At 45.5% G+C, this 25,965-nt stretch carries 20 protein-coding genes; 8 read left to right on the top strand and 12 right to left on the bottom strand.

Annotated features, from left to right (window positions below):
• Positions 1–128: 128 nt before the first annotated feature.
• From OHJ21_RS08735 to OHJ21_RS08760, 6 genes are all read right to left on the bottom strand, one after another.
• The gene (locus OHJ21_RS08735; protein ID WP_100537294.1) at positions 129–1,403 is read right to left on the bottom strand and encodes a Gfo/Idh/MocA family protein; all 1,275 of its coding nucleotides are present in this window, start codon (positions 1,401–1,403) and stop codon (positions 129–131) included.
• A gap of 96 nt (positions 1,404–1,499) precedes the next feature.
• Complete coding sequence (locus OHJ21_RS08740) at positions 1,500–3,182, bottom strand: response regulator (RefSeq protein WP_486019837.1); 1,683 nt, start codon at positions 3,180–3,182, stop codon at positions 1,500–1,502.
• Between the two features lie 12 nt (positions 3,183–3,194).
• Positions 3,195–4,925, bottom strand: coding sequence for a sensor histidine kinase (locus OHJ21_RS08745; protein ID WP_486019838.1), 1,731 nt, complete (start codon positions 4,923–4,925; stop codon positions 3,195–3,197).
• A 40-nt stretch (positions 4,926–4,965) separates the two neighbouring features.
• Positions 4,966–5,850 (bottom strand): carbohydrate ABC transporter permease, encoded by an 885-nt coding sequence (locus OHJ21_RS08750; RefSeq protein WP_127592939.1) that lies wholly within the window; start codon positions 5,848–5,850, stop codon positions 4,966–4,968.
• Positions 5,851–5,887: 37 nt separating this feature from the next.
• A complete protein-coding gene (locus OHJ21_RS08755) occupies positions 5,888–6,793 on the bottom strand; it encodes an ABC transporter permease (protein WP_207797460.1) in 906 nt (301 codons plus the stop codon).
• Positions 6,794–6,909: 116 nt separating this feature from the next.
• The gene (locus OHJ21_RS08760; protein ID WP_326113582.1) at positions 6,910–8,583 is read right to left on the bottom strand and encodes an extracellular solute-binding protein; all 1,674 of its coding nucleotides are present in this window, start codon (positions 8,581–8,583) and stop codon (positions 6,910–6,912) included.
• 309 nt (positions 8,584–8,892) lie between these two features.
• On the opposite strand from OHJ21_RS08760, the gene OHJ21_RS08765 reads away from it, so the two are divergent.
• From OHJ21_RS08765 to OHJ21_RS08790, 6 genes are all read left to right on the top strand, one after another.
• On the top strand, positions 8,893–9,741 hold the full coding sequence (locus OHJ21_RS08765; RefSeq protein WP_486019839.1) for a helix-turn-helix transcriptional regulator: 849 nt from the start codon (positions 8,893–8,895) through the stop codon (positions 9,739–9,741).
• 106 nt (positions 9,742–9,847) lie between these two features.
• On the top strand, positions 9,848–11,230 hold the full coding sequence (locus OHJ21_RS08770) for an ADP-ribosylglycohydrolase family protein (RefSeq protein WP_486019840.1): 1,383 nt from the start codon (positions 9,848–9,850) through the stop codon (positions 11,228–11,230).
• A gap of 298 nt (positions 11,231–11,528) precedes the next feature.
• Positions 11,529–11,987 carry a LytTR family DNA-binding domain-containing protein gene (locus OHJ21_RS08775; protein ID WP_100537300.1) on the top strand — a complete coding sequence of 153 codons (459 nt, stop codon included), beginning with the start codon at positions 11,529–11,531 and terminating at the stop codon, positions 11,985–11,987.
• The gene (locus OHJ21_RS08780) at positions 11,984–12,394 is read left to right on the top strand and encodes a DUF3021 domain-containing protein (protein WP_100537301.1); all 411 of its coding nucleotides are present in this window, start codon (positions 11,984–11,986) and stop codon (positions 12,392–12,394) included. Before OHJ21_RS08775 ends, OHJ21_RS08780 begins: the two co-directional genes overlap by 4 nt.
• A 17-nt stretch (positions 12,395–12,411) precedes the next feature.
• On the top strand, positions 12,412–13,323 hold the full coding sequence (locus OHJ21_RS08785; RefSeq protein ID WP_100537302.1) for an ABC transporter ATP-binding protein: 912 nt from the start codon (positions 12,412–12,414) through the stop codon (positions 13,321–13,323).
• On the top strand, positions 13,320–14,060 hold the full coding sequence (locus OHJ21_RS08790; RefSeq protein WP_486019841.1) for an ABC transporter permease: 741 nt from the start codon (positions 13,320–13,322) through the stop codon (positions 14,058–14,060). The genes OHJ21_RS08785 and OHJ21_RS08790 overlap by 4 nt, the downstream gene beginning before the upstream one ends.
• 212 nt (positions 14,061–14,272) lie before the next feature.
• Here the strand turns inward: OHJ21_RS08790 and OHJ21_RS08795 are convergent, their stop codons facing one another.
• Together OHJ21_RS08795 and OHJ21_RS08800 are read right to left on the bottom strand one after the other, a co-directional pair.
• Positions 14,273–15,202 carry a poly(ethylene terephthalate) hydrolase family protein gene (locus tag OHJ21_RS08795; RefSeq protein ID WP_486019842.1) on the bottom strand — a complete coding sequence of 310 codons (930 nt, stop codon included), beginning with the start codon at positions 15,200–15,202 and terminating at the stop codon, positions 14,273–14,275.
• Positions 15,203–15,328: 126 nt separating this feature from the next.
• Positions 15,329–16,219, bottom strand: a complete 891-nt coding sequence (locus OHJ21_RS08800) for an AraC family transcriptional regulator (protein WP_100537304.1) — start codon at positions 16,217–16,219, stop codon at positions 15,329–15,331.
• Between the two features lie 153 nt (positions 16,220–16,372).
• Between OHJ21_RS08800 and OHJ21_RS08805 the strand changes: the two genes are divergently transcribed.
• Positions 16,373–17,284 (top strand): DMT family transporter, encoded by a 912-nt coding sequence (locus OHJ21_RS08805; RefSeq protein WP_486019843.1) that lies wholly within the window; start codon positions 16,373–16,375, stop codon positions 17,282–17,284.
• Between the two features lie 234 nt (positions 17,285–17,518).
• On the opposite strand, the gene OHJ21_RS08810 is transcribed toward OHJ21_RS08805, so the two are convergent.
• The 4 genes from OHJ21_RS08810 to OHJ21_RS08825 form a co-directional block, all read right to left on the bottom strand.
• Positions 17,519–18,304: a stalk domain-containing protein gene (locus tag OHJ21_RS08810; RefSeq protein ID WP_486019844.1), complete on the bottom strand. Its 786-nt coding sequence runs from the start codon at positions 18,302–18,304 to the stop codon at positions 17,519–17,521.
• A 113-nt stretch (positions 18,305–18,417) separates the two neighbouring features.
• Positions 18,418–19,836, bottom strand: a complete 1,419-nt coding sequence (locus OHJ21_RS08815) for a leucine-rich repeat domain-containing protein (protein WP_486019845.1) — start codon at positions 19,834–19,836, stop codon at positions 18,418–18,420.
• A gap of 581 nt (positions 19,837–20,417) precedes the next feature.
• Complete coding sequence (locus OHJ21_RS08820; protein WP_486019846.1) at positions 20,418–21,842, bottom strand: response regulator; 1,425 nt, start codon at positions 21,840–21,842, stop codon at positions 20,418–20,420.
• Between the two features lie 5 nt (positions 21,843–21,847).
• The gene (locus tag OHJ21_RS08825) at positions 21,848–23,584 is read right to left on the bottom strand and encodes a sensor histidine kinase (RefSeq protein WP_486019847.1); all 1,737 of its coding nucleotides are present in this window, start codon (positions 23,582–23,584) and stop codon (positions 21,848–21,850) included.
• Positions 23,585–24,201: 617 nt separating this feature from the next.
• Between OHJ21_RS08825 and OHJ21_RS08830 the strand changes: the two genes are divergently transcribed.
• The gene (locus tag OHJ21_RS08830; protein WP_326120827.1) at positions 24,202–25,902 is read left to right on the top strand and encodes an extracellular solute-binding protein; all 1,701 of its coding nucleotides are present in this window, start codon (positions 24,202–24,204) and stop codon (positions 25,900–25,902) included.
• The last annotated feature ends 63 nt before the right edge of the window (positions 25,903–25,965 follow it).

The raw sequence follows: 25,965 nt of genomic DNA on the forward strand, positions 1-25,965 counted from the left end.
GTGCGGCATCCGGGGTACTCACTTTCCAAGCCCGGACGCCGCGGATGTCCGCCATCATTACGGCGCAGCAAGTGATTCCGTTCAATTTTGCCTATCCCACACACACATCGTTTTGAAGATTTCTACAATTAAACGCCCGCTTCTTCCTTGTGATACATCTCGGTCAGCTTTATGCTTCTGCCTTGCTGTAAACGGGATCGTTCGGAAGCGAAGGCAATCAAATGGCTTTGCAAGGAAGCTGTAGCCGATGTAAGTCCTTGGGACGGGTTGCGATCGAACTTATGTACATTTTTAAGGAAAGAGCTCACCATGCGCTCATCGCCTCCGCCGTGGCCGTCTCCCTGCACGCTGCATTTCATTTCAATTTCTTCGCCCGTTGCATAGCGGTACAGCGTAAATGAGCCCTTATCCATATCGCCGATGATCTCTCCCTGCGTGCCCATAATCTGAACTCGGCGAGTACCGCTCTGGGTTAATCCCGACATAATAAAGTTAGCGTTAGCGCCGCTGGCAAATTCCATATTGACGACCTGATGGTCGACAACATTGTTATCGCAGCGATAGACGCAGCGCCCGAACGGTCCTTCCTTAAGTGCCCGGATAATGCCTTCCTGTGATAAATCGTGCGTCATATAGCGCGCCCAATGATCGGCAGGTTGCTCCAAATACATTTTAATCGCTGAAAAGGCACATTCCCTCTCAGCTTCGCAACCATCGATGCAGCGGTCCGTTGCCCCCTCCGGCGCGTTCTCGGCTTTAAAATGAAGCAATGAGCCAAAGGAGCTGACCGCTGTGCACGGCTCATCCATCAGCCAGGAGATGAGGTCCAGGTCATGGCAGGATTTGGCCAAAATCATCGGGCTTGTTTCCTCGGAATTGCGCCAATTACCGCGTACGTAGCTATGAACCATATGGTGATAGCCTACGTTCTCTGTCAGCTGAATGGTGCCGATGGCACCCAGCTCCCCAGCCTCAATGCATTTCTTGATGCCCGACCAGAACGGGGAATAACGAAGCACATGCGTGACCACCAGCAAACGCTTAAACTTAAGGGAAGCCTGCTCCAGTTCTATGCATTCCCGCATATTCGGTGACATCGGTTTCTCCAGCATGACATGGTAGCCCAGCTCCAGCGCTTTCAATGTCGGTATATAATGCATCCGATCAAGCGTGCAGATGATCATCACGTCGGCTATTTTTCCCTGCTCGAATGCTTCTTCCCAAGAATGATAAACATGCTCCTCAGCGATTTCATGAATCTCTGCAAAGCGTTGTCTGCGTTCATCATCCGGCTCGGCTACGGCAACAAACTTCAGCTCATTCGGAAATTTTTCCGCATACGGTCCATAGATGTATCTTCCTCTACTGCCTGCGCCTAATAGTACAGCCGTTAATGTTCTCAATGTTAGTCCCCCTTGCATGTACAATTGCATTATAATTTCATTGTAAGGGGTGACTCCGCGCATCAAAATAGATCATTGCTTACATTCCATATACATTTATTGACCTTGCTGCATCGTTTCGGTGCGGGCCGTCCGAAAATCCTGCGGCGTCATATCATTTTGCTTCTTAAAAAAGCGGATAAAGGCAAGCGCTGAATTGTAGCCGAGCTTGGCGGCAATTTCATTGACTTTCATGGATGTATTGAGCAACATGTCCTTTGCAATGACATTACGGTAATCATTTACATATTTAGATAGTCCGATTCCCGTTATTTGCTTGTAAAGCCTTGATAAATAGGATGGGTTCAAGCTGACATAATCCCCAATCGCGGTTAGGGATATATCATCCGCAATATGCTCCTCTATATAACGATGCACCTTATTGACGACCTCCGCCGGCAGCTCTGTCCCTCGAATCGCATTCCATTCAAAAAAGCAGTCCGCGATTTGCCAATAGTATGGAATGAGCTCCGTCCATGAAGCGGTCTCCTCCTGGCGGAACAGCATGTCCATATTCATCTGGGTATTCATATAGTCTCGCATGTCTTTATTTTTGTGCAAATGAGCCAGAAATACCGCAGATAGGAAATGGTACAACTCCACCTTGCGCTCATAAGGAGTATCCGGTTCGTTCCAGATGTCTGTCAATTCAATAAACAGATGATTAAACTGCTCGCGGTGATTATTTTCAAGACAGCTCATCAGCAACTGTACGCGAGCGTGAAAAAAGCTGTCATGATAGCTGTTCACCTTCTCTTTTTCTTCGGACTTCTGAATATCTTTATCGGTCATGATGACCTCATGGAACAAGCCATGGCCTTGCATAAGACCGTATTTCATCGCATGAAAACGATCCGACAGCCGATTCCATGGGACAGCCTCGCTGCCAATAAGAAAAGATACGGAGAGGCTTAGCAGCTTTTTGCTGGTTGCCTGTATCGTCTCCAAATGGCCGCTCACATAGCGGTATGCCCGGGTCCATTCCATCGTACCGGTATCCTCCGTTATCTTTGAGCCGGCTTTAGGCTGGAAGATCCATACCATTTTGTTCATATCAAATACGACGGAGAAGCAGCGCACATGGGCGGATAAATACTCATCGCCGATATTTTGAAGGGCGTAAGCGAGCAAAGCCTTATCCGGCGCCGTGAACATTTCCTTCCAGGCATCGATCCGGCCAATCAGTAAATAGACAGGCAGCGATGCGTCGAGCGGAATGTCCATTTCCGCAAAAGCGTCCCGAAGCTGCTGCCCCGTCATCGTCTTGCCTTGAAATAAGCCCCAAATATATTCCTTCTGCAAGGAAGGCATCGCTATTCTCATTTTGGACTGGGCACGCAGGATCATTTGAGCCTGTCCCTGCTCCTCTTCAATTTCCTCTATCGCCCGTTCAACGGTATGAATGATCTTCTCGTCGCTTTCTACTTTCAGCAAATAATCAAAGGCGCCAAACGTAAGGGCGTTCTTCGCATAGTGAAAATCATTGAACCCTGTCAATAAAATAACTTTGCACGCCGGCCACTGCGATTTTATTTCCTGCAGCAGCTCAATGCCCTCGATGCCGGACATCTTAATGTCCGAAATCACAATATCCATCCGGTGATGTGACAGCACCTCAAGCGCCTCTTCGCCGGAATAGGCCTTCATGACTTCAAGCGCCAAATGCTCCGTCTTCTCGAACAACTCCAGAAGACCATCTACAATAATCGGCAGATCATCCACGATTAAAAGCCTGTACATGGCGATTCCTCCTTAGCTCATGCTCAGTTTAATAATAGTTTGAAGCCCGCCAAGCTCAGAGCGTGATACGTCAATCCCATACTCTTCTCCATAACGAAGCTGAATTCTGCGATGAACATTAAGCAGGCCGGTTGTCTCCTCCATCTGGTTCGTTGAATAACGCAGCCTCTTGCCAAGCGCTTCGATCTCCTCGTCCGTAATGAACTCGCCGTTATCTTCTACATAAATGTATAAAGCATCATTTCGCAGCTTGCTGTGCACCCATAGCTCGCCCGTGCCGCGCAAATTGCCGAGGGCGTACTTGTAGGCATTTTCAATAATAGGCTGCAAAATCAATCGGGGGACTTCAATCGGCTGGGTTTCGACTTCAAACAGCACTTGGATTCGATCCCCGTAACAAATCGACTGCATCTCCACATAAATGCGGGAATGCTCAAGCTCCATCTCCAGCGGGATGTCGTCATCATGTTGGCGAGTAATGAATTGAAAATATTGCCCGATGTACAAACAGAACTGGTAGGCTTTTTCCTTCTGGTGATCGGATTTAATCAAGCGGCAAAGCACGAAAAAGCAATTATATAAAAAATGAGGATTAATTTGCGATTGCAATCTTTTCAGCTCCGAACGCTGATTGCGAATTTGCTGCTCATAATTTTCCTCAATCAATGTTTTCAAAGATTTCACGGTATCGTTAAAAGCCTGGTATAAATAGCCGAACTCATCCTTCCTGCGGTCGATCAAGATCGGCTCCAGCTCGTTTTGCTGTATGCGGCGGAAGGAACGCACCAGCTTGATCAGCGGTCGGTAGATTAACCGGATTAAAAAATAGGTAAAAAATAAAAAAATAATAACCGCAAGCGCGCAAGCCCACCAGAACAAAGCTTTATATACCTGCAACGAACCGAGAATCATCTCTTCCGGTATGCTCGTTACCAAGTATGAATTCCATAGGCTGGAATACTTGAATACGGTTAGATATCGCTTATTTTTATAATGAATCGTATCATAGCCCTCATCCATTTTCGCCGCCTGCTTTTCAAAAGCCAGCTGCTTCATCAGATCATGAAATTCAAGGTCGGAGCCGCCATTGATTTCCCAGCCGCGCTCCAGATTAAACAATACGGTCTGGCCACCCCTGCTATTGCCGATTTGCGCTAAGGTTTCTTTCATTTTGCCGGTTGAGAGCTCTACGCCAACCACATAGAGCGGGTCCGTTTTGCCTGCAGGGTACTGCATCGTAATAAACAGCCGGTCCTGCCAATAAATAAAGGGCTCCGCATAAAGCTTCTTGTCTGGCTGCATCGCTTCATATTCTTCCGCATCCAGACTGGTTTCAAAGCTGTTGCTCAGCACCGTTCGCTCGATATGCGGAATGTACGCCTTCGCCTCACGAATGAACGGACTGGAATTTTTCATTAAATCCAAGCGGTGCTGAATATCCAATATTTTATACGACCGCTCATAGGAGTTCATTTGCTCGCCTGTCGCCGCCACTTCCATTAAATCCCTGTCCATGACGTAGTTAGGCAAATATCGGCTGATCCGGTCTGCTTCCTGATCCAGGGAGTCTAAATAAAACCGCGTCGTATTCAATATTGAATCGGATATTTCACTGCGGATATGATCGGCTCCTTGCTCATTCATCATCCAGGTAAATGCCATAAGCGGCAGTAAGGCCGCCAAAAAGGCAGCCATTATTTTTCTGAATATAGAGGAATCCTGTAAAAAGAATATACTTTTCATCGTTTGTTCTCCTGTGTCTGAGATCTACGACCTTCTTTGTCTATTCTTTTACACTTCCCATTACTATGCCTTTGATGAAAAACCGCTGCAAGAATGGATAGACAATAAGAATCGGGAAAGCCGCTACGAAGATTTGTGCCGCCCTGCTTGTACGATCGGACAGCTGGAGCATGAGTTCCACATTTTCCGATTTAAGAAATCGGAAGTCCATCTTAATAATAACGGTTTGCAAGAAGGTTTGCAGCGGATAATTTTCCGGATGATTCATATAAAGCATGCCATCGAACCAGCTATTCCAATGCCCTACCATCGTAAACAGCCCCGTTGTCGCCAGTGCGGGCAACGATAGCGGAACATATATTTTCCAAAGTGTTGAAAAATGCCCGGCTCCGTCTATCCGTGAAGCATCCTCAAGCTCCCTGGGCAAATTGCGGTAAAAGTTCAATAGCAGGATGACGTTGAATACGTTAATCGCCATAGGAAACACCAGGGCTCCGAGAGAATCAATAAGTCCCAGGCTTTTAATCGTCAAATAGGTAGGAATGAGTCCGCCGTTGAACAAAATCGTAAATACGAAAATCCAGGCATAAACGGTTCTTAGACGAAACGTATGGCGGTCCTTGGATAAAGGATACGCCGTAACAATCGTTAACAGCATGCTTAATGCCGTCCCAACCACAACCCGTTGAATAGAAATGCCAAAGGCTCTTACATATTCAGGCTTGCCGAACACGTTATCATAAGCCGCCGTTGTAAACTCTACCGGCCACAGCGCAACCTTGCCGGCTGCCGCCGCCGAACCCGAGCTAAAGGAAATCGCCAAAATATGAATGATCGGCATTAAGCATAAAAATGATATAAACGCAAGAAAGATGAGATTGCAAACGAGAAAAGCCCTTCTTCCGAATGAGGGTTTAATAACCACGGTCTGTCTCCTTTCTGAATCACCGACTTTTCCGACATTAGAAAATACGGTAATTCGCTAGTCGGTATGCGAGTACGTAGGATACGGAAATGAAAATAAAGGATACGACGGATTTTAATAGGCCGACAGCTGTGGCAAATCCGAACTGGGCTTGCTGTATCCCCATGCGGTAGACGAAAGTATCGATGATATCGGCACTTTCATACACCGGCGCGCTGTACAGGTTAAATATTTGATCAAATCCGGCATTCAGCACATTGCCGATATTAAGCGTAAGCATAAGAACGATGATCGGCATCATGCCCGGCAGCGTCACGTGAAGCGTTTGTTTCCAGCGGCCCGCGCCATCGATTTCAGCGGCTTCATAAAGCGTAGGATTGATTCCTGTCAGCGCCGCCAAATAAACAATGGTCCCAAATCCAAATTCTTTCCATACATCGGAGATGACCATGACATAAGGGAACCAGTTATTATCGCCAAGAAAGAAAATCGGCTTCATGCCGAACCATCCAAGCAGCTGGTTCAATATGCCGGAGGAAGGAGACAAAATATCGACCAAAATCCCGCTCAGCAGCACCCAGGATAGAAAATGGGGCAGATAGACCAGGGTTTGAAACGTTCTTTTCATCCATTCTCTACGCAATTCATTAAGCAAAATTGCTATCGTGATTGGCACGAACAAACCGGCAACGATTTTCATTACAGCAATGTATACCGTATTAAAGAAGATGCGGCCGATATCCGGATAATCCATTAACAGCTGGAAGTTCCTCCATCCGATAAACGGGGAGCCGAACAACCCTTTATTCGGCACATATTTTTGAAAAGCCATCATGATTCCTGTCATAGGAATGTAACTAAAAATAACAATCATAGCTAAACCCGGCAGCAGCATCAAATGAAGCGGCCATTCCTTCTTCCACATGCGCGTCAGACTATTCATATCTTCACCTCGCTGATTCACTTTTCATGTTGTGCGCATTCCTTGCTCAAGAACCTGATTGTTCTTGAAAAAAGGAGGGATTGCATAGATTCAATCCCTCCTTTGCGCTACAGATCCTATTTCATCGATTGATACCACTCGTTAACTTCTTTCGTGATTTCATCGCCGCCAAGCTTCTTCCACTCTTCAACGAATGTATCGAATTCGTCTACGGATACTTGGTTCATTATGATTTTGATGAATATTTCATCACGTTTCTTCGTTAAAATTTCTTGACGGTCTGCCATCGTCGGCGTAGGTGCGCCGTAGAATTTGTTTTGCAGGTATTCTTTGTTTTGCTGGATTTTTGGGTTATGCGATACCGCTCCGTTCGGCCCCGAAATCAGCACTTCCCACCACATATTGATATCGCTACCATCGATAAATTTCATCGCACGTTCATAACGACCCTTCTGGTCTGCAGTTTGAAGAATGCTAGGATCTTTCGTTTCGATCGCTTTCGGCAGAATTTCGCCGTTGTTATCCATCTGTTTGCCTACGCGAAGCGGGTTCAGCAGCCAGTAGTTGTTGCCTTTTTCTTGTTTGTCTTTACCATACAGATAGATTTTTTGCTCATCTGTCGGATTCATCGTATTATCAACGACGATCCATTGGTTCAGCAATTTGATAACGCCTTCAGGATGCTTGGCTTGTTTAGAGATCACATAGTACTCGTCAACACCAAGACCAATTTGATTCAATGTAGGCTTGTTGTCTACGGAAGGGATAGGGAACACTCCCCATTCTTGAACAACCTTCCCGTCTTTCACAGCGCCCTGCACAAGCTGCGCCGGTGTCCAGGAAGCACCAAATACCATGCCGATGCTGCCGTCGTAGATGAGCTCAGCGGCTTTTTCCGTATCTTTAACCGCAAACTCAGGATCGATCAACCCTTTTTTGAACATGTCTTGCAGCGCTGCAAGCGCCTGCTTCATCTCGGGCTGGATATCACTGTTCATCAAACCGCCGTTCCCATCTTCCATCCAAATGTTTTCATAAGCGTGATAGCCGTTCAAGAACGCTCTCAGACCGGTAACGCCTGTCTCGATACTAAATGGGTTTTTGCTGACCGCAATACCGTAAGCTTGTTTTGTGCCGCCAGGATTCTTGGTTTTGAACGCTTCGGCAATTTTTATGAAATCATCCATTGTTTTAGGCTCAGGCAAGCCAAGTTCTTTCAGCCAGTCTGTACGAACGAACAAGTATTGATAGTTGAACGGGTTGTATGAGCTTGGAATCCCCATCATTTTCCCGTCGATCATCGCAGTTTTCATCTGCATGCCGCCGTCCATGGTCAGAAACTTTTTCGTCTCTTCCGTAGCATGCTGATCATAAATCTCTGTCAAATCCATAATCATATCCGCTTCAGTAAGCTCTTTAAGCTGTGCGGCGTTTACAAGCAAGAAATCCGGAAGATCGTTGGATGCGATCGCAATTTTTACTCTCTCTTTAAATTGGCTTACATCGGCAATCCACTTGTTTGTAATTTTGACACCGATATCTTTTTCATAAACGTCATAAACTGAGTTTTTGTCGAAGTCTTCACCTTCGTCAAATTTCAAGTAAGGATCGCTTGGCGAAACCGTTGAAACCTCAACGATATCATTGCTGTTTCCTGTGCCTGGCGTTTGGATTGGTTCCTTGGAATTTCCAGGTGGTTGGTTTGGCTCAGACGACGTTTTGAAGCCGCAGCCTGAAATCGCCAATGCAAGCGTCAAGGAGATCATGACAAGTGCTTTTTTGCTCTTCAAATTTTACCCCTCCGTGTATAATTCGTTTAGTTTTTGCTGCAAATTGTACTGCAGTCTTTCATAATTCCAGTATAGAAAGAAGCTCCTCGCTGTTCTATATACTAGTCTTTACTTTCGTATACACCTCTTGACACCAGGCAAAAAATAAATAATTACCGTGAATTAACGTATACAACGACGGCGTTTACTTTTCAATTGAAACACCTCAACATGTATGTATGAACGTAAATAACAGTATCTGGTTGAAGGCATGCCTTGTCTATATACTTAGCATATAAATTCATGTTTGTCTGGAGGCGTTGGATCATAATGAAACTTCATATTGCCTATGACCATCCCATTGCTATCAATGCTTTCGAATGGACACCTGCCACTTATCGGCAGCCGCCTCATGTGCACTCAAGTCTGGAGATCGGCCTCTGTTTAACAGGCAAAGGCTATTTTTACTTTGGCAACAAACAATATGCAGCGAAACCTGGCGACTTATTTCTGGTCAATAATGAAGAACGGCATATTGCCCAATCTGCCCCCGACGACCCGAGCCGCTATCTTTTTATTAACTTTGATCCCGCGCTGCTGCTAGCGGAAGAGCCCGGTCTGCTGCTGCCATTCTCCTATCGCTCCACTCATTTTTGCAATCATATTATGGGCGGCTCGCCCCTCGCCACACTGCTTACGCCTTGGGTGCTGGCTATAGCGGAAGAGCTGCGGGAGAAATCCCCGGGTTATGTGGTCATGGCCAAAAGCGCGCTCATTCAGCTGTGCGGCCGTCTTCTTCGACATTACAACGGTTTGCTAACCGATGAGGAGCGTCATCATATGGTACATTCCGTTCGCCAGGCGCAATCGTTGGCCGCTTTGGTCGAGCATCGTTACCACGAGCCGGTTAGCTTAGGGGAATTGGCTGATGAACTTGGTTTAAGCGTCTCGCGCGCGAGCCGGGCATTTCTGGAAACGACCGGTTATCGTTTCTCGGAATATGTTTCCTTGCTTCGTGTCCAGGCTGCCAAGCGTGAATTGGCAGGAACGGACAAAGCTGTTGCTGATATTGCATTCGAATGCGGTTTTCAAAGCTTGCCGACCTTTTACCGCGTATTTAAAGAGAATGTCGGTCTGTCCCCGGTCCATTATCGGCAATCTATGGGGATTACGGAGTGAGCAAAAAATGAGAATAATGCTTTCCTAATTTGAGAAGTCATTGTCGTCATGACTGGTTATAATCAAGGCATATTTTGATTACATGGATTTCAGGAGGGCAACCTTGATGACGAAATGGATTGGACTGAGGGAATTAGTTCGGGATGAAATCAAACAGCGCGGAGAAGAAGGCTGTCATGTAGAGGGGATGGCCGAGCGTCTGGAAGCAGTCGGCACAAACGAAGCAAAGCTAATGGAAGTATACCAGGCTTTAATGGCTCTTGAACCACATGCGGATTTCAAGTATTTTGAGCCGTCGGAATTGGAAGCCATTCGCGCCGAACGTCCGAATGGACCGAGATTCCTGTCCGGAAACTGGGATGAGCTTAAATGGCAGGATAAATTTCATGGTGCATGGCTCGGCCGTTCGGCTGGCTGCGCGCTCGGAAAACCTCTCGAAGCTCCTGCTTTCATGCAAGGCTCGGGCGGAAGACCCGGCTGGCACAATATTAAGTTGTGGTTCGAAGGCGCAGGGCAATGGCCGATTCGCCACTATACACCGGGCGATTCAACTGCAGAAGCCGAGTACAGCATCGAGATCGCAAGGTGGAGCAGCTTGGCCAGCTGCCGGGAAAACATACGCTATATGGAAACAGACGATGATATTCGATATACCGTTCTCGGCCTGCTTATGCTTGAGGAGCGCGGGCTTGATTTCAACTCCTGGGATGTGGGCAAGCTTTGGCATCGTCATTTGTCCTTCGGGCAAGTATTCACGGCTGAAGCGCAGTCCTATCTTAATTTCGCTCGTGTCACTTCACATATTAGCGGCGATCGGCCAAACGACTGGGAGAAACATATCCACTGGGGACGCTCTTATTTGAATCCCTACCGTGAATGGATCGGCGCTCAAATCCGTGTGGACGGCTATGCATACGGTGCTGCGGGCCAGCCCCAGCTTGCAGCTGAGCTTGCTTGGCGGGACGCTTCCTTCTCCCATGTGAAGAATGGTATTTACGGCGCCATGTTTTGCTCGGCTATGATTGCCGCCGCATTCGTTGAACGTGATGTGAAGCGTATTGTTGAGATCGGATTGAGTGAAATTCCGAAACACAGCCGCCTTGCAGAAGATATCGCATTAGCGGTCAACATTGCTGAGGAAACGGAAGACACATTAGAATTGGTGAGTAAAATATGGGAAGCGTTTAAGCACTATCACCCTGTTCATACCAACAATAATGCTGCATTATGCGCGGCTGCGCTCATTCATTCCGGAGGCGATTTCGAGAAAGGCATTACGACAGCCGTGCTCGGCGGCTGGGACACCGATTGCAATGGCGCCACCGTCGGTTCCATTCTTGGAGCATCGCTTGGAGCGGCTGTGCTTCCCGAGAAGTGGATCTCGCCGCTAAACGATACGTTGTATGCCGATGTCAGCGGCTTCCACCCCATTGCCATCTCCGAATGCGCTCAAAGAAGCTATAGAGTCTTCCGAAAATTGCAGCTTTAAAATGATTAGAGATGAATCGAGTTTAATGTCATGTCAAGTTCAACTAACATGTCTGTTAACTTATAAAGGCAGCTGATCGCTCTGACCAGCTGTCTTCTTTTCTTTATTCAACTATCGTTCTCTACCTCCATCAGGTTCATTTGATTAGGGATGGTTACCCTTTTATCCTGCAGGACGGACGCATATACATGCATCTTACGGTCCGCGTCCTACGGGTCGCCTTTGTTTTGATGACAATTGAAAAGTCGCCATCTATACTAAACTTATAAAGCGTACGGAATGGAGGAGCCGTCTTTACATGAAAATTTTACTCGACATCGACCCGCGCAACGAAGAAACCACGGTGACGATTCACTGCAAAGAATTGACCCCAGCCATCCAGGAGATCCTCGACTACCTCAATAAGAATGACACGGATTTGATCGTCGGAAAAGATGGAGAGAACCAGCACTTAATTAAGCACGAGGAAGTACACTACTTTCGTACAGAAGGCGATGTGGTCACAGCCGCCACCTCAGAAGGAATCTTTAAAGTAAAAGAAAAATTGTATGAGCTCGAAAACTCCCTTCCCTCCCACCGGTTTATCAGGATCTCAAAGTCCGTCATTGCAAACCTTTATGCAATGAGCCATTTCGAACCATCATTTAACGGGACCCTTTGCGTTCACTTTAAATCAGGTGAGAAAGAATATGTTTCGCGTCATTACATTGGTCGAATTAAAGAAGTTTTAAAAATGAACAGGAGGGAAACGAAATGAATGCATTTTTTTTCAGAAGTTTGATCGGTATATTCTTCGGCGCCTTTATTGCTGTAATGACTACAAGTGCGCTTATTTATTTTGGAGGTCAATCGACAATAGACGGACTGAGTTTTATTAAAAATGCATTTGGCTATATATTCTGCGGTTGGTTGTTTACTGTCACCCCCCTCTATTTTGAAATCCGCTCACTTGCCCTGCCCATGCAGACCGCTCTGCACTTTCTAACCGTCACCATCGTCTACTTTATTTTAAGCCTATGGGCTGGCTGGATCCCGTTTGCTGTAAAGAACTTTTTGTTATACCTGGCAATCTCTATTTTCGTTTACGCCATCGGATGGATTGGGTTTTATCTTTATTTTAAGAAGGAATCGAAAAAGCTGAATAACGACCTTCGAAGGCATTGAATTAAAGGAGGATACGCATGGAGAGTGTCATTACTGTTAGCAATCTATCGAAAAACTTTGGCGGGACCAAGGCAGTAAAGAATCTTTCTTTTGATGTTTACAAAGGAGAAATCTTCGGGATTATCGGGCCGAACGGCGCTGGGAAAACGACCACCCTTGAAATTCTGGAAGGCATCTCTGATCCAAGCGAGGGAGCGGTTGAAGTCCTTGGACTTGTTCCCAATAAGCAGCTCCGGGAACTAAATAAGAGAATTGGTGTCCAGTTTCAAGCCACTTCGATCCAGAAGAAAATGAAAGTAAAAGAAGCGCTGGATCTCTTTTCTTCATTTTACGATAACGCCACGCAAAAAGATTATTTAATAGAATTGCTTGGCTTAAGCGAAAAGCTGAACGTAAAATTCGATGACTTATCCGGCGGATGGAAACAGCGGGTAACTCTTGCTTTAGCCACTCTGCATGAGCCTGAAATCTTATTTCTTGATGAGCCGAGCATGGGGCTGGATCCCTCAGCAAGGCGGGAAATGTGGTCATTGATTCGGCTGTTACGGGACCGTGGAAGTACCATTGTGGTAACCACGCATTATATGGAAGAAGCTGAGCAGCTGTGCGACAGGGTGGCGATGATGTACGGCGGCCAATTAAAAGCTTTAAATTCTCCCCGTGAATTATTAAACGAAGGTACTGCTGGCTGTCTTGCCTTTGTCAGTGAAGAGCTTGGTCCCGAATATTTAAGCTCGCTTCCCGGAGTGGAGCGCGTTGAAAAGAATCAAGACGAATTCAAGGTGTTTTGTGATGACCAACAGACAACGGCTTATCACATTTTCAGCTACTGCCAGGAAAAAGGCATCCCATTGTCCAGCTTCAGGTTTGAGAAAGGCTCTCTCGATGATTTATTTATCCAGTACCTGGAAAAGGAGAAAATCGGATGAAGGCAATCGTAAAACTCGCCAGTTTAGAAACGAAAATGTTCTTTAGAGACCGTTTAAGCATGTTTTGGACATTCCTCTTTCCCGTTGTGATGATTGGACTGTTTGGATCCATGTTTGTTGGAGATAACATGAGCCAAAAGGCTTTTGCGGAATATTTTGTTCCATCGTGGATTGGCGTCAATATCGTAACCACTTCCTTTTTTACACTGGGAACTGTTTTAACCAATTACCGGGAAACGGGCGTATTAAGAAGATATCAATCAACACCGCTCCAGCCATGGAAAATCCTCGCCGCCCATACCTTTCAAGGGACCGTCATCTTTGCTATATCCGCCATGCTACTTATGGTTTTTGGCATGCTGCTCTATGGCTTAACCCTGCCTGCCTATATCGGAAGTACCCTGCTTTCATTGCTTATTAGTATCCTGGCCTTTTTCCCGTTTGCCTTATTTCTGACTTCCTTAGCAAAAAACACTCAGACTGCTTCCGCAATCAGTTCATTATTTCTAAACCTGATGCTGTTCCTGTCAGGGGCGACATTTCCGCTCGAGATGATGCCGACGGTTCTTCAATATGCAGCGAAAATACTCCCGCTTTATTACGTCATTCAGTTGCTTCGTGGGACGTGGACAGAAGCGCCCATTACGGAATATGGCTTTGAAGCTGCTGTTTTGATTGGCATTGCGATTGTATCTGTTGTGCTTGCTACGCGGTTCTTCCGGTGGAGCGGGAAGTAGGAATATTATTAGGAGATTATTTTCAAGGTGAAGGCCCTCTGACCAGCTGCCTTATACGAACTCTCATACCAATGTTACCACGACGAGAGCTCTGTTCTTTTCCGCTTGTTTTCGGTAACGCAAACATATACACAATTCTCGTCCCATGCTATTTGACCCTGATTACAGGCATCTGTGGATGATCCCACGAGGGGATATAACCAACATGCATGTTATGGATGCACGAAATCATTATCATCCATATTAGCTTGTTCAACGTCCACCCAATTTGTATTATGCATCATCTCGGAAGAATTCCCATGAAATGCCTTCATGGCTTCCTGATCATCAAGCAGCCGATATCTCATCCAAGCCGTCAAGTACCCCCTATGATTGCCACCATCACCTTCAATCGCTGTATGAGCCGCACCTTTTGCCATCCCCATCATAACAGGCGTGCCCGCGTTAGTGCTATGTAATGCTAATTGATTCGTTGATACCGGTGAGATTAGAAAATCTCGTGTACCTCCCATAATGAGAAAAGGAACGGTAATACGTGCTGTATCGTACACATCTTCTGGATCACAATGCTTCAAATCCGGGAGAGCGATGGATACAACCGTCTTAATCAACGATCCACTTTTATAGTTGGTATGAGCATTAATAACCCCTGTTGACCCTTGAGAGTGTCCAGCTGCACCAATATGTTCCATTTGTATTTTTTGATAAAACAAGCTGTTTGCTTGTTCGTTTTCATTTGTCAAATAATCAATGGCCTCTAGAATTTCTTTGCCTGTTCCTGTTGTTTTACTATAGGAATCGATTACAATGAATCCCCAGCTTGCTAGATGAGTTAAGAGCTCATCATAACGATCTGGCGTGGCATCTGTTCCATTCCCCCATGAAATAATAGGATAGGATTCGTCTCCTTGAAATGCTGGGTAGTATATTCTAAATAAAGCCTCCCCGCTCATACTCTTAACTTCTTCTACCTTTACATGATGGCTTCCTTTCTGTGCATACCGCTGCTCAATGCTTCCTTCTGCAAGCTCTGGTACATTAGAATGAATGATAATTTGCATGGAAATTGTTATTGGAACTGCAACGATAAGGACAAAAGCTGACAACCATATCATCCACTTTCGTTTTCTCAAAACTGACATACACGTGACCTCACGATAGCCTATCAATTTCTCTATCGTTTCTCTGTTAAAGTATGAAACTGAATGGATATACGTAAAAGATGTCGTTAGGTTTCGTGACAAGCCAAGTTGGCGTTAAACTTTGGACTATTTCATCTCAGCTCTATGCTTTCGAAAAGCTTTGGGTGTTCTTTCGTGGTACTTTTTAAAAGACTGAATAAAATGATTCACATGATTGAAGCCTACCCTGCCGGCTATCTCGGTTATAGTATCGTCTGTTGATATTAATAATTCGCTGCTTTTCTTTATCCGGTATTTGATCAGGTACTCGTAGGGAGTCATATGAACCGTTTTTTTAAAACACCGGGTGCACTCCGAGATGCTCAGATGCGCAACATCGGCTATTTCTTGCAGCGTTACAGGAAACGAGTAGTTTTGATGTATGAAGCTAAGCATGAATTGCAGTCTCTCCTGTTGCCGCTTCACGTGTTTTGGTCCTTCCTCGGGAGAGACCGACATATTGGAAATCAAGACGAACCATAGCTGTACGGTTTGAATCGAAATCTCATACTCCCATCCCCAGCTTTTTTTTATATTGAACTTCTTTCTCATTTCCCAAAGCATCTCCAATACCTGCTTCTCCCACTCCGCGCCTCCTTTGATCACCAGCGAAACGAAAGAAGAATTAGTAAAAGGGAACACATAATTCTTTTCCATGGCACTGTCCGTGTAGAAGGCGAGCAGTTTTTCAGGAAAATTGAAGCTCACATATTGCCCGTCATGCGTTAGCTGCGTCGTCACATGAAGAACTCCCTTGTTTATCAAAATTGCCTGGCCGGTTTCCAGCTCATGATCAATCCCATTTACTTGAATACTCAGTTTCCCTTTCGTCACCAAAGTGATCTGCAGCTCTTCGTGCCAGTGCAGATCGTTGAATCCTCTGCCTTCGGGAATACTTTTATGAATCGTATGCGTGTACATGATATAAGGAAACGAATCGTCGGGATACGAAATAGTCTCATGCAGCGGCTTAGCCATTCCAAGAAGCTCCTTTCTATGACGATATATCTATATTAATGAAAGATATAATTGCACAAAAAAATTAATTCCGATGATATTATTATATCATGAATTTGGCTTATCACTAGCCTGTGCACAGTCGATCGGATAGGCCCTCTTGGAGGGTTATAGTTGAAAAGATATACATCATCGCTACCGCTTCATCCTTATATACTGCTGTTTATCGCTATTCTGTCGGTATCCGTATCTTCGATCATGATCAAATCTTCGGATACACCAACAGCTGTTGCCGGTATGTACAGACTTTTTCTATCGGCCATCATCATGCTTCCATTTGTCCCCTGGACAACGCTCCGCTCCTCGAAACTGGACTCAAAGGATTGGAGAAACGTTATATTAGCCGGCCTGCTTCTGGGACTGTATTTCCTGTTTTGGATGGAGTCACTGGTATATACCTCCGTGGCGAGTTCCATGGTGATCCTGGCGCTACAGCCTATGTTTGTGATGATCGGCTCGTACTATATGTTCAGGGAACGAGCCAGTATGCTGACCGTTCTCTGCTTGGTTGCCGCCCTGTTTGGCTCGATCATTATCGCTTGGGGAGATATTGGAGTTTCAAGAGAGGCTTTGATCGGGGACGGTTTGTCTCTGATAGGAACCATACTGGTGTCAGCTTATATGCTCGTCGGACAAAAAGTGAGCCAAAAAATCAATGCAAACCTATACAGTGTTGTCGTCTTCTTTATTGGTGGGAGTGTCCTGCTCGTCTACAGTTTGTTGAATAACTTTTCTTTGACCAATTACAACGCTTCAGATTGGACATACTTCCTTCTGCTTGCGATCATTCCCACGATCTTTGGCCAATATGTTTTCAACCTGCTGCTCAAGTCCATTGGCGCAACAACGGTTTCCGTTGGCATTATCGGCGAGCCCGTTTTGGCCATTATGCTGGCTTATCTGTTTTTGGGAGAAACGATCTCCGCATTTCAATTTGTGGGTGGAATGATTACGCTGCTGGGTATGCTCATATACTTTTGGCTGCAAACCTTAAAGTATTCAGCTCACAAAAATCTTTCCCATTGATCGGTGTATGCAGCATTAGTACATCCGTAGCGTTTAACTAGCCAGGATCCTCTATATGGAACAGGATAAATTGCATACCTTACTATTGCATGAGGTACAACATAATTAAACTGCCGCCCTTTTGCTGAACAAAAACAGCCGATCCACGTGGATCGGCTGTTTTTAAAACCTTCTGTATAAATACCATGCAACGACATCTTATTTCTTCTGGCCATAATCCCGCTCTCGTCCGTATTATGGCTCAATAATTTGTCTGCCCACGTTCACATCGTCTACCTTCCATTGGTTATCAACAAATTTATAGAATACATAACGATCAACGAGTTCAAGATTGATAGGACCGCTTTCAAAGTAAGCCGATTGGTGCATTCTCGCCGCTGTGGTACTACTATAGGTAATATCGGCCTTTTTTGTTAATATGGCGTTATTTTTAATGCCATGACTGTGAATCATCTTGTTTATAAATGAGTCCGTGAAATAAGGTCTGAAATGTGTTCGGATTTGCGAATAGCTTGAGAGATCGGTGGCTTCATTTATCTTTTCATTAAGTACGTTTATTCTCTCTTGACTCATTCTCCAAGGCTTCTGCGGCTCTGTATGGATAAAGACCTGCTGCAGACCGATCGTAATGGTTGCTTTTCGTTCTTGTTCGGACCACAGCGCTGTTCCGCCAAAGGCTTCAGCAAAAACACGTGCGGGTACATAAGTCGTTCCATGATCGATTTTTGCAGGCACATCAAGGCTGAAAGCGGCGTTATTTAATAAAGCTGTGTGAGAATTCACACGCAGCAATAGCTCTCGTTTGCCACGAATAATCGCAATGCTTTTTTTGGCCTGGTTCCAAGTTACTTCTGAATTGAATCTCTCTGAAACAGCACGTAATGGAATCAGCATTCGTCCATTTTCGATTTTTCCATTGTCAACCGTATTCGAAAAATTATTGGCGAAGCTGATCGCTGGATTACCGATTAGTAAGGTACACACTAAAGAAAGAGTGAGTGCGATTATTGTTCTTTTCATAGATGATTCCTCCCACGGTTCGATTGTATCCTTGACCCTGACTCAATCCTTGTTTTTTAAAATAAAACCCTCCAGCAAATTATGCCGGAGGGATCAGGCAGTACGTAATGAAGCTATTTTTGCTCAAATATGATTGCCGTTTTGGGATTCGCCATGTATTCTACGGGAGATCCTAACAGCTCGGACACGAAGCGTACGGGTATAAACGAACTATTCTTCTTCAACAGTAACGGCGCATCAAATGAAACGGTTTTTCCATTCACATTTGCTTTCTTCTCATTCACTTTCCAACGGATCGTCGTGTTGTCTTTGCTGATCGTTACCTCTTGTTTGCTTTGGTTCCACCCTACCTTCGAACCCAATCGCTCGCATACAAATCGAATCGGGACATAAGTGCGGCTCGATGCAATAAACGGGGCTTCGCTTAACTTAAAGGAACTCTCTCCTACGTAAGCAGTTCTACTCCCGATTACTAATCGCTGGGCTTTCAGTTGGGAAGACCCATCTCCACCGAGCTTATTGAGAAGTTGATACGTTTTGGTCGTACTTCTTAAATCCAAATAGTTACCGCTTAAATCCAACGCGTATCTAATTGCTCCCGTGTCAAAATGAGGAGGATCGAACGTATGATTTCGAATGGGATCCAAATTCCATACACGGTTATCCGCTAGATATAAATAATGAAGTTCGCTTAGGGATTTCAAAGGCTCAAGATTGTAAACCAGATTCGAGTTTAGATTCAAGGAAGACAGGTTAGACATTTTTTTCAGTGGATCTAGTTTCTTGATCTGATTGTTTTCCGCGGAAAGAGATCGCATTAGCGTCATCCCTTCAAGCGCACGGAGATCCGAAATTCGATTGCTTCCGATGTTAAGGCTCATTAAACTTTTGGATAGCGGCTTAAGTGGACTCAGGTCCGAGAATCGATTGCTCGCTAGTTCCAAATTCTTTAGCTTGGTTAATTTGCTCAAGGGCTGAATTTTCGCGATCTGGTTCCCGTTCAGTTGTAACCATGTTAATTCTGTGGCCGTCGATAATGCCGTAATATTCGAGATTTGATTATCGTTCGCTTCGAATGTATGCAGACGCCCAAGCTGCTTGATCACTTCAATCGACGAAATTTGGTTCCGGTTTACGATCAACATTTCCAAATCCGTCATGGCGGACAAATCCTGAATTGAAGCGATCTGATTGTCCGCAATATCAAGTTCGCGAATCTTAGTCAATGGCTTGAGTGGCATAATATCGTCAATTTCATTATTGGACAAGTCAAGATATTTCACATTGGAAGCATATTGTAAGCCTTGAATGCTTTTAATTCCTCGATTTGAAAGATCAACCAAGGTTAATGATTGCATATCTTTCTGTGTAACAGCCGCATTTGCATCCTTTTTTAAAATTTCTTTTATTGCTTGCTCCAACTGCTCGTCCTGAAAACTTACTTCCAGGGAAGCCTGCTCCATAGATGCCTCGCCCGGTAAGCTGATCATCATTACCAAAACTAATACTAGCCCTGATAAAACCTTATTCATTTTGTTCCTATCCCCTCTTCTACTGGTGTCTTATGGTAATGACGCTTATACCGTTAAAGAGTTGCGGTCCAATTTTTTACATTCCTACAAAAGATCTTGGGAAATTTAAATTGCCAAATCTAAAAGTGGCTGCTCCGTATGTTGAATTGTATATGACATAGATAAGCCACCTGGTTTCTTTCCAAGTGGCTTATTAAGCTTGCTACATATTTGATTTTTTTCGTTTTATCCCTTGAAAAATCAGCATAAACGCCATGAAGAAGAATAAAGTATTGACTGAACTTAGAGGCTGATTTCCTAGAAAGTCCTTTATTATAAGATAAGATTGGATAACCAAGATTATGGCTGCATATAGGAAGTACATATCGGATTTGTCTTTAAATTTCCGGCCAAGTAACTTAATTATCATTGTAAATGCAGTGGCATAGATAGTGATTATCCCCATAAGGAAAAGAGCTAGGATCGTTAAGCTCATCAAATCAGCCCTTCCATTTATTGATAATTACATTTTATCACAGGGGTGTTGTTTGTAACATAATCATTTTGGTGTTTCAGGAGTTTAATTAGAGATTAACTAGCGTTTACCTCGACTTATACCGCTGTCTATATTCGCTCGGCAGCATGCCTGTCTGTTCTCGAAAAGTTCTGCTGAAATATTTCTCATCCTCGTATCCGGTTTGCTTGGCAATCCAGACAATGGGCCTGGCCGTCTGCTCCAGATATTCCCGCGCTTTATCGATCCGTACCTTGCGCAGATATTCATTGAAGGAATAGCCTACGATTTCTTTGAAACATTGATAGAAGTAGCTTCGGCTCAGATTGACCCGCTTCGCGACATCGATAGCGAATAACGGAAACTCAAGTTCGTCGTGCACGATTTTGACCGCGGTCATAATGCTGCCGCTCACTTCCGGGCTCAGCTGCAGGCTGCCTGACAGCGTTATCCCAATTTCTCTAAAATGTTTGAGCCAGTCCACAACCTCCCGCCAGCACGTAAATGTGTCAGGCAGCTTGATATCATCCGGTTGTATCGCTCTATAGAGCCGGTTCCAGTCAACCATAAAGCCGTAGATCCATTGCATTAGCTTTGAGACGGGGATACGCAGTTCTTTTAATCGACTACAAAGCTTATCAAAGGCTTCATCGTTATGGACCCATGTGAAGGCGTGTAGTAATTCCTTCACATTGTCCGTCTCTTCGTCTCCCGGTTCCGGATGTTCCGCCAGCAGCTCCATGACAGATTTCTCAATCGGATAGGGTTCATTGCCGTCGCAGTCGTAGAAAAAATCTCTTCTCCTGTAGACCCGTATCCGTTGATGCAGATCGGATGGAGATAAATCGGCTGTATGCCGCAGCCGCACCATATGCCATCCGGTGCTGCGCGTTCCGTTTGGAAGCGGCGGCAACGGGTCTTCTTCGTCATTGCCTTGAGGCTGAGCCTCCTTGGCAAGATCCGTCAACCACAACAGAATAGAGCCTTCCGCTTCGGCTATCCAGCCCAAGGAAACGCAATCCGCAACCATTCTGCTTGTTAATGGCTCATCCGGGAACTTCAATAGCGCATAGGCCGTATCGCAAGAACAAGCCTCTACTATCGAATCCGACTCAATTTTGTGTTTCTGCTTCTCTTCCACAATGCGCGAGTGAATACGCCGAAACACTTCTTCGAACTGTTCTTTTTCAAGCTCTACCTTGGCGATGTAATCAATGGCACCCAGTCGCAGCGCTTCCTGGATGTATTCAAAATCCTGATGAAGCGTCAGCACGGCGATCGCGATATTCGGATATTGCTTGCGTACAACCCGAATTAATTCGATGCCCGACATCACCGGCATGGCTAAATCGGTCATTAACAAATCCACCCGATTCGCCTTCAGAAAATCGAGCGCCTTCTCCCCGTTAGCGGCTTCGCCTACAACTCTCATTCCGAACGATTCCCAGGGCAAAAAGGACATCAATCCCTTACGTACAAGCTTGTCGTCGTCTACGATGAGAACATGGATCATTTCGTTTAATTCCCCTCCCCGATTTGAATCGAAATGATGATCCGGGTACCTATGCCAAGCTCGCTTGTTACCGTAAGACTCGCTTTCCCTTCGTAATGAAATTCTAACATTCGTTTGACATAATTCAGGCCGATTCCCATTCCCACTCGATGGTGTTCAGCCTGTTCCTGCTCAAGCAATGCCTCAATCGTATCCTTAGAGATCCCCCCACCGTTATCTCGAATTTCGATCTCTAGTCTATCATTCTTTCTAACCTCCACCTCGATCCTGCCGTTGTCATCTAGTCCGTGATACAGTGAATTTTCAACCAACGGCTGCAGAATGAATCTAGGAACTGTCACTTCGAGCAATGCGTCGTCCACGTGAATATGGACATCGAACTGAAAATTGTATCGAATCTGCTGAAGAATGAGATATTGTTTCAATGAGTCAATCTCATCCCTGATCGTCGCGACACTGTTGCCTTTGCGGAGATTGTAGTAAAGCAGTTTGTTCAACGAAGTGACAAGCCTGTCGATCTCCTCTTGACCGTTCATAACGGCAAGCCAGTGTGCGGTATCCAGCGTATTCATTAGAAAATGCGGATTAATCTGATACTGCAGCTTCTCGATCTCCAGATCCGCTCTGCGCTTCTCCTTGGCCTTGACTTCAGAATACAGCTGCGTAATCTGAACCTTCATATGTTGAAATTGATTTAACAACATCTCAAATTCCGGGATGCGCGAATGCGTGGCAGCCGCATTAAAATTGCTGCCCGCAATCGATTTGATCTCCTTATTGAAGTGTGACAGCGGCCGGTACACCATTTTCCATAACAGCCCGCCAATCGTCAGACTGACTACAGCGAACAGCAGCGCCAGCCCCAGCATCTGCATCAGCCAGCGATTTTTCTCGCGGTTGTAGTCGGATTGCGCAATAAGTGAGACCACACTCCAGCCCTGATTGCTGACTTGTCGATACCAATAATAGTCGGAAGTAATACCTGTTACCAGCGAAGGCTCTGGTGAGTCCGAAAAAAATGAATTTTCAGGAAAGATATCTTGAAGTTCGCTGTATGAAATTCTTCCGTTGTTGTCCAGAATTAAATGATTGGTATGCTTGCTGACTTCATCCAAATCAAGAATGCTCTGCGTCAGCTTGAAACCGGACTCAATGTAGACATAGGCATCTTCCCTCTCCGGCAAATCAACCTTACGCAAGGCGGAAAGCACATATTGATTGTTGAATCGATCATTACTGATATGCGGTCCAAAATAGGTGATGCCATAATACTCTGCTATGATTGGAAGGTTATCGATATCGAATGGTTGTTTCATGCCTGTATTCTCAAAAAGAGTGGTCTGATCGTCGCGTAAATAATACAGCGTTAATCCGACATTGGGATTCGTGAATGTAATGAGATTCAGCTGATTTTTGATTTCATCCGTCAGATAACTCCGGTCATAGGGCTGCTTCGCCATCAAAAACATCTCAAGCTGCCTACCGACATTCCCCTTAAAGGTCAGTTGTTGGGAAACGTGATTCAGATTGTCCAGCGTGTTCTCAAGCGACAATCTGACCTGCTTTAAATTGCTTTGAATGCCGGATTGCAGCTTCGTATTCAGAATGGATGTAATGGTGTTGTATGAAAGATAACAGGTGCAGATGAAAGGGATCAATGTGGCTGCGGCGAACAGTAAAAGAATTCTATTTTTCAAGGTCAATCGCTTCAGGCGGGATTTCCAATCCTTTTCCGGTTTCATCGTTTCATCCCCATCAATTACTTAATAAAGTGTCTGTAAACTCGAGCGCCCCCCTATGTTGTTTCCCAGGGCCCTGAATCTCATCATCATTACCGCAAAAACGGTGTCATGTCGGGCAAATCGTAACCGCTTCCAATCACTTGTGAAGGTAACTTTTCTGAATTGCATAGCCGCTAATTTCTCTTCCACCGTTTTACGGTAATCCGGAAATTTTGGATCGCGAGACAGGGTCCTGGCTCTCATTCTATCTGATCATTCAAAATCTCCTATGAAATGGGCTCCTCCTCTCTTTGAATGATAGGGTCTACGACGTGCATAAATAGAAACAGGTGAAAATTCTTTTTAGAATATAACATAAATAAAGAATGATTATTGAGCAAAGATTTCAATACATCAGGTGCCTAAACTGTTATCCTTCAAATGAAAATCATGGGTAGACATATGTCTGCTCCTTAGTGGGTGAAATGTCCAACCACCCGGAACAGCCGTAAATTTTTGTACATATGACCCCCTCATTTAGAAACCACCTTCTATCCTTGAAGGCGGTTTCATTGTGTTACAGTTAAATGGTCCATGAGGATAGTAATTCCATTCAATCTGAAAGAAGGGGTGTAATTATGAAAAACAAGTCCAATATGTTTGCGCTTATACTGGCCTCTTTTCTCGTACTAGGTGCTTGCAGCAATACAACGAATAACACGCCGGCTGCACCGGAGAAAAGCGCGGAGTCAAGCGAACCCGCTGATCCATTTGGCCGCTACGAAGAACCTGTCCAGATCAGCATCAGTATTGAAATCGATCCCACCGATAATGAATTGCCGCCTGGCGACACGCCGCTGGACAATCAATACACTCGTCAGATTAAGGAAGCGCTTAATGTGGACGTCGATCATCAATTTGCTGCGTCTGGCCAGAACCTTCGTCAGAGAATTAGTCTCGCCATTGCAAGTAACGATTTGCCGGATGCTATGGTCGTCAATGCCGTTGAGCTGCGCCAAATGGTCGAAGCCGACCAAATTGCCGATTTAACTGAGGTGTATAAGCAATATGCTTCCCCGGATATAAAGACAATCATTGAAAATACCAACGGTGCTGCCTTGGATGCAGTAACATTCGATGGTAAAATGATGGCCCTTCCGGGTGTGCAAGCCAATGCCGATGGCATTCACCTCATGTGGATTCGACAAGACTGGCTGGATAAGCTGAACCTTGAACCGCCAACTACGATGGCTGAGCTTGAGGCCGTCGCCCGTGCTTTCGTCGAAGATGATCCAGATGGAAACGGTCAGCGCGATACGATTGGGATCACCGGACCGGAGAGTGGTGGCAAGCTGTACGCGAACTTCCTTGAGTCCAAGAACAATTTATACGGTTTTGACGCCATTTTCTCCGCGCATGACTCGTTCCCTGGATACTGGCTCGAGGGCGAGGATGGCAGCCCTGTATACGGCTCGATCCTGCCGGAGACTCGTGAGGCGTTAGCTAGTTTAAGAGATTTGTATTCCAAGGGACTGATCGATCCCGAGATGGGTGTTCGAAACAAAGCGGATGAGCCCATTATCGCCGGAAAATCCGGTATGTTCTTCGCGCCATGGTGGATGGCTTACGGCCCGCTAACCAATGCTGTAAAAAATGATCCCGAAGCCAACTGGCAAGCTTATGCTCTGCCTTTAAATGAAAATGGCGAATTTAGACCACATGCTGCTACCCCTTCTACTGAGTTTGTGGTGGTTCGGAAAGATTACGAGCATCCAGAAGTTCCTATGAAATTACTTAACAATTTGTTTAAAAACGAGCAAGAGAACACCTTTGACCCGAGCAAAGGCGGTCCCGGTTACTATCCGCTCCGCGTGGTACACGCTCCATCCGATGAAATTGAATTTACAGTCAAAGCCCTCCGTGATGTGCTGGCCGGCAATAAAACCGCAGAGGATTTTGCGGATGACAAAGCCTACAAACTGCTGCCTTCGGACATCGCCAGTATCAAGACAATCAAAAAAGAGCCTTATGATTCTATGGATCTTTCAACATGGAACCCTGAAGGGAACTGGGGAGCATGGACTCGAGCGTACTCCATCATGGTAGGCGGCAGGCCGCTGGTTGATACCGAGTTTGAGGAGGTAACCAGTCTTCTGTATGAGCAGACGCCGTTAATGGAGAGCCGTTGGGTAAATCTGCGCAAGTTAGAGGATGAGACCTTCCTGCGCATCATCATGGGTGCGGCTCCGCTGGAGACATTCGACTCCTTCGTCGAGAACTGGAAGCGTCAAGGCGGGGACCAGATTACTCAGGAGGTTGCGGACGCGCTGGCAAAGTAAATCTTAAGGCATATAACGAACCATATAGCCAGAGCTCCGGGCACCTGACAGGAGCTCTGGAAC

The sequence above is a fragment of the Virgibacillus sp. LDC1 genome (assembly GCF_025792345.1).
GTDB classification, from domain to species: domain Bacteria; phylum Bacillota; class Bacilli; order Paenibacillales; family Paenibacillaceae; genus Paenibacillus_AQ; species Paenibacillus_AQ lautus.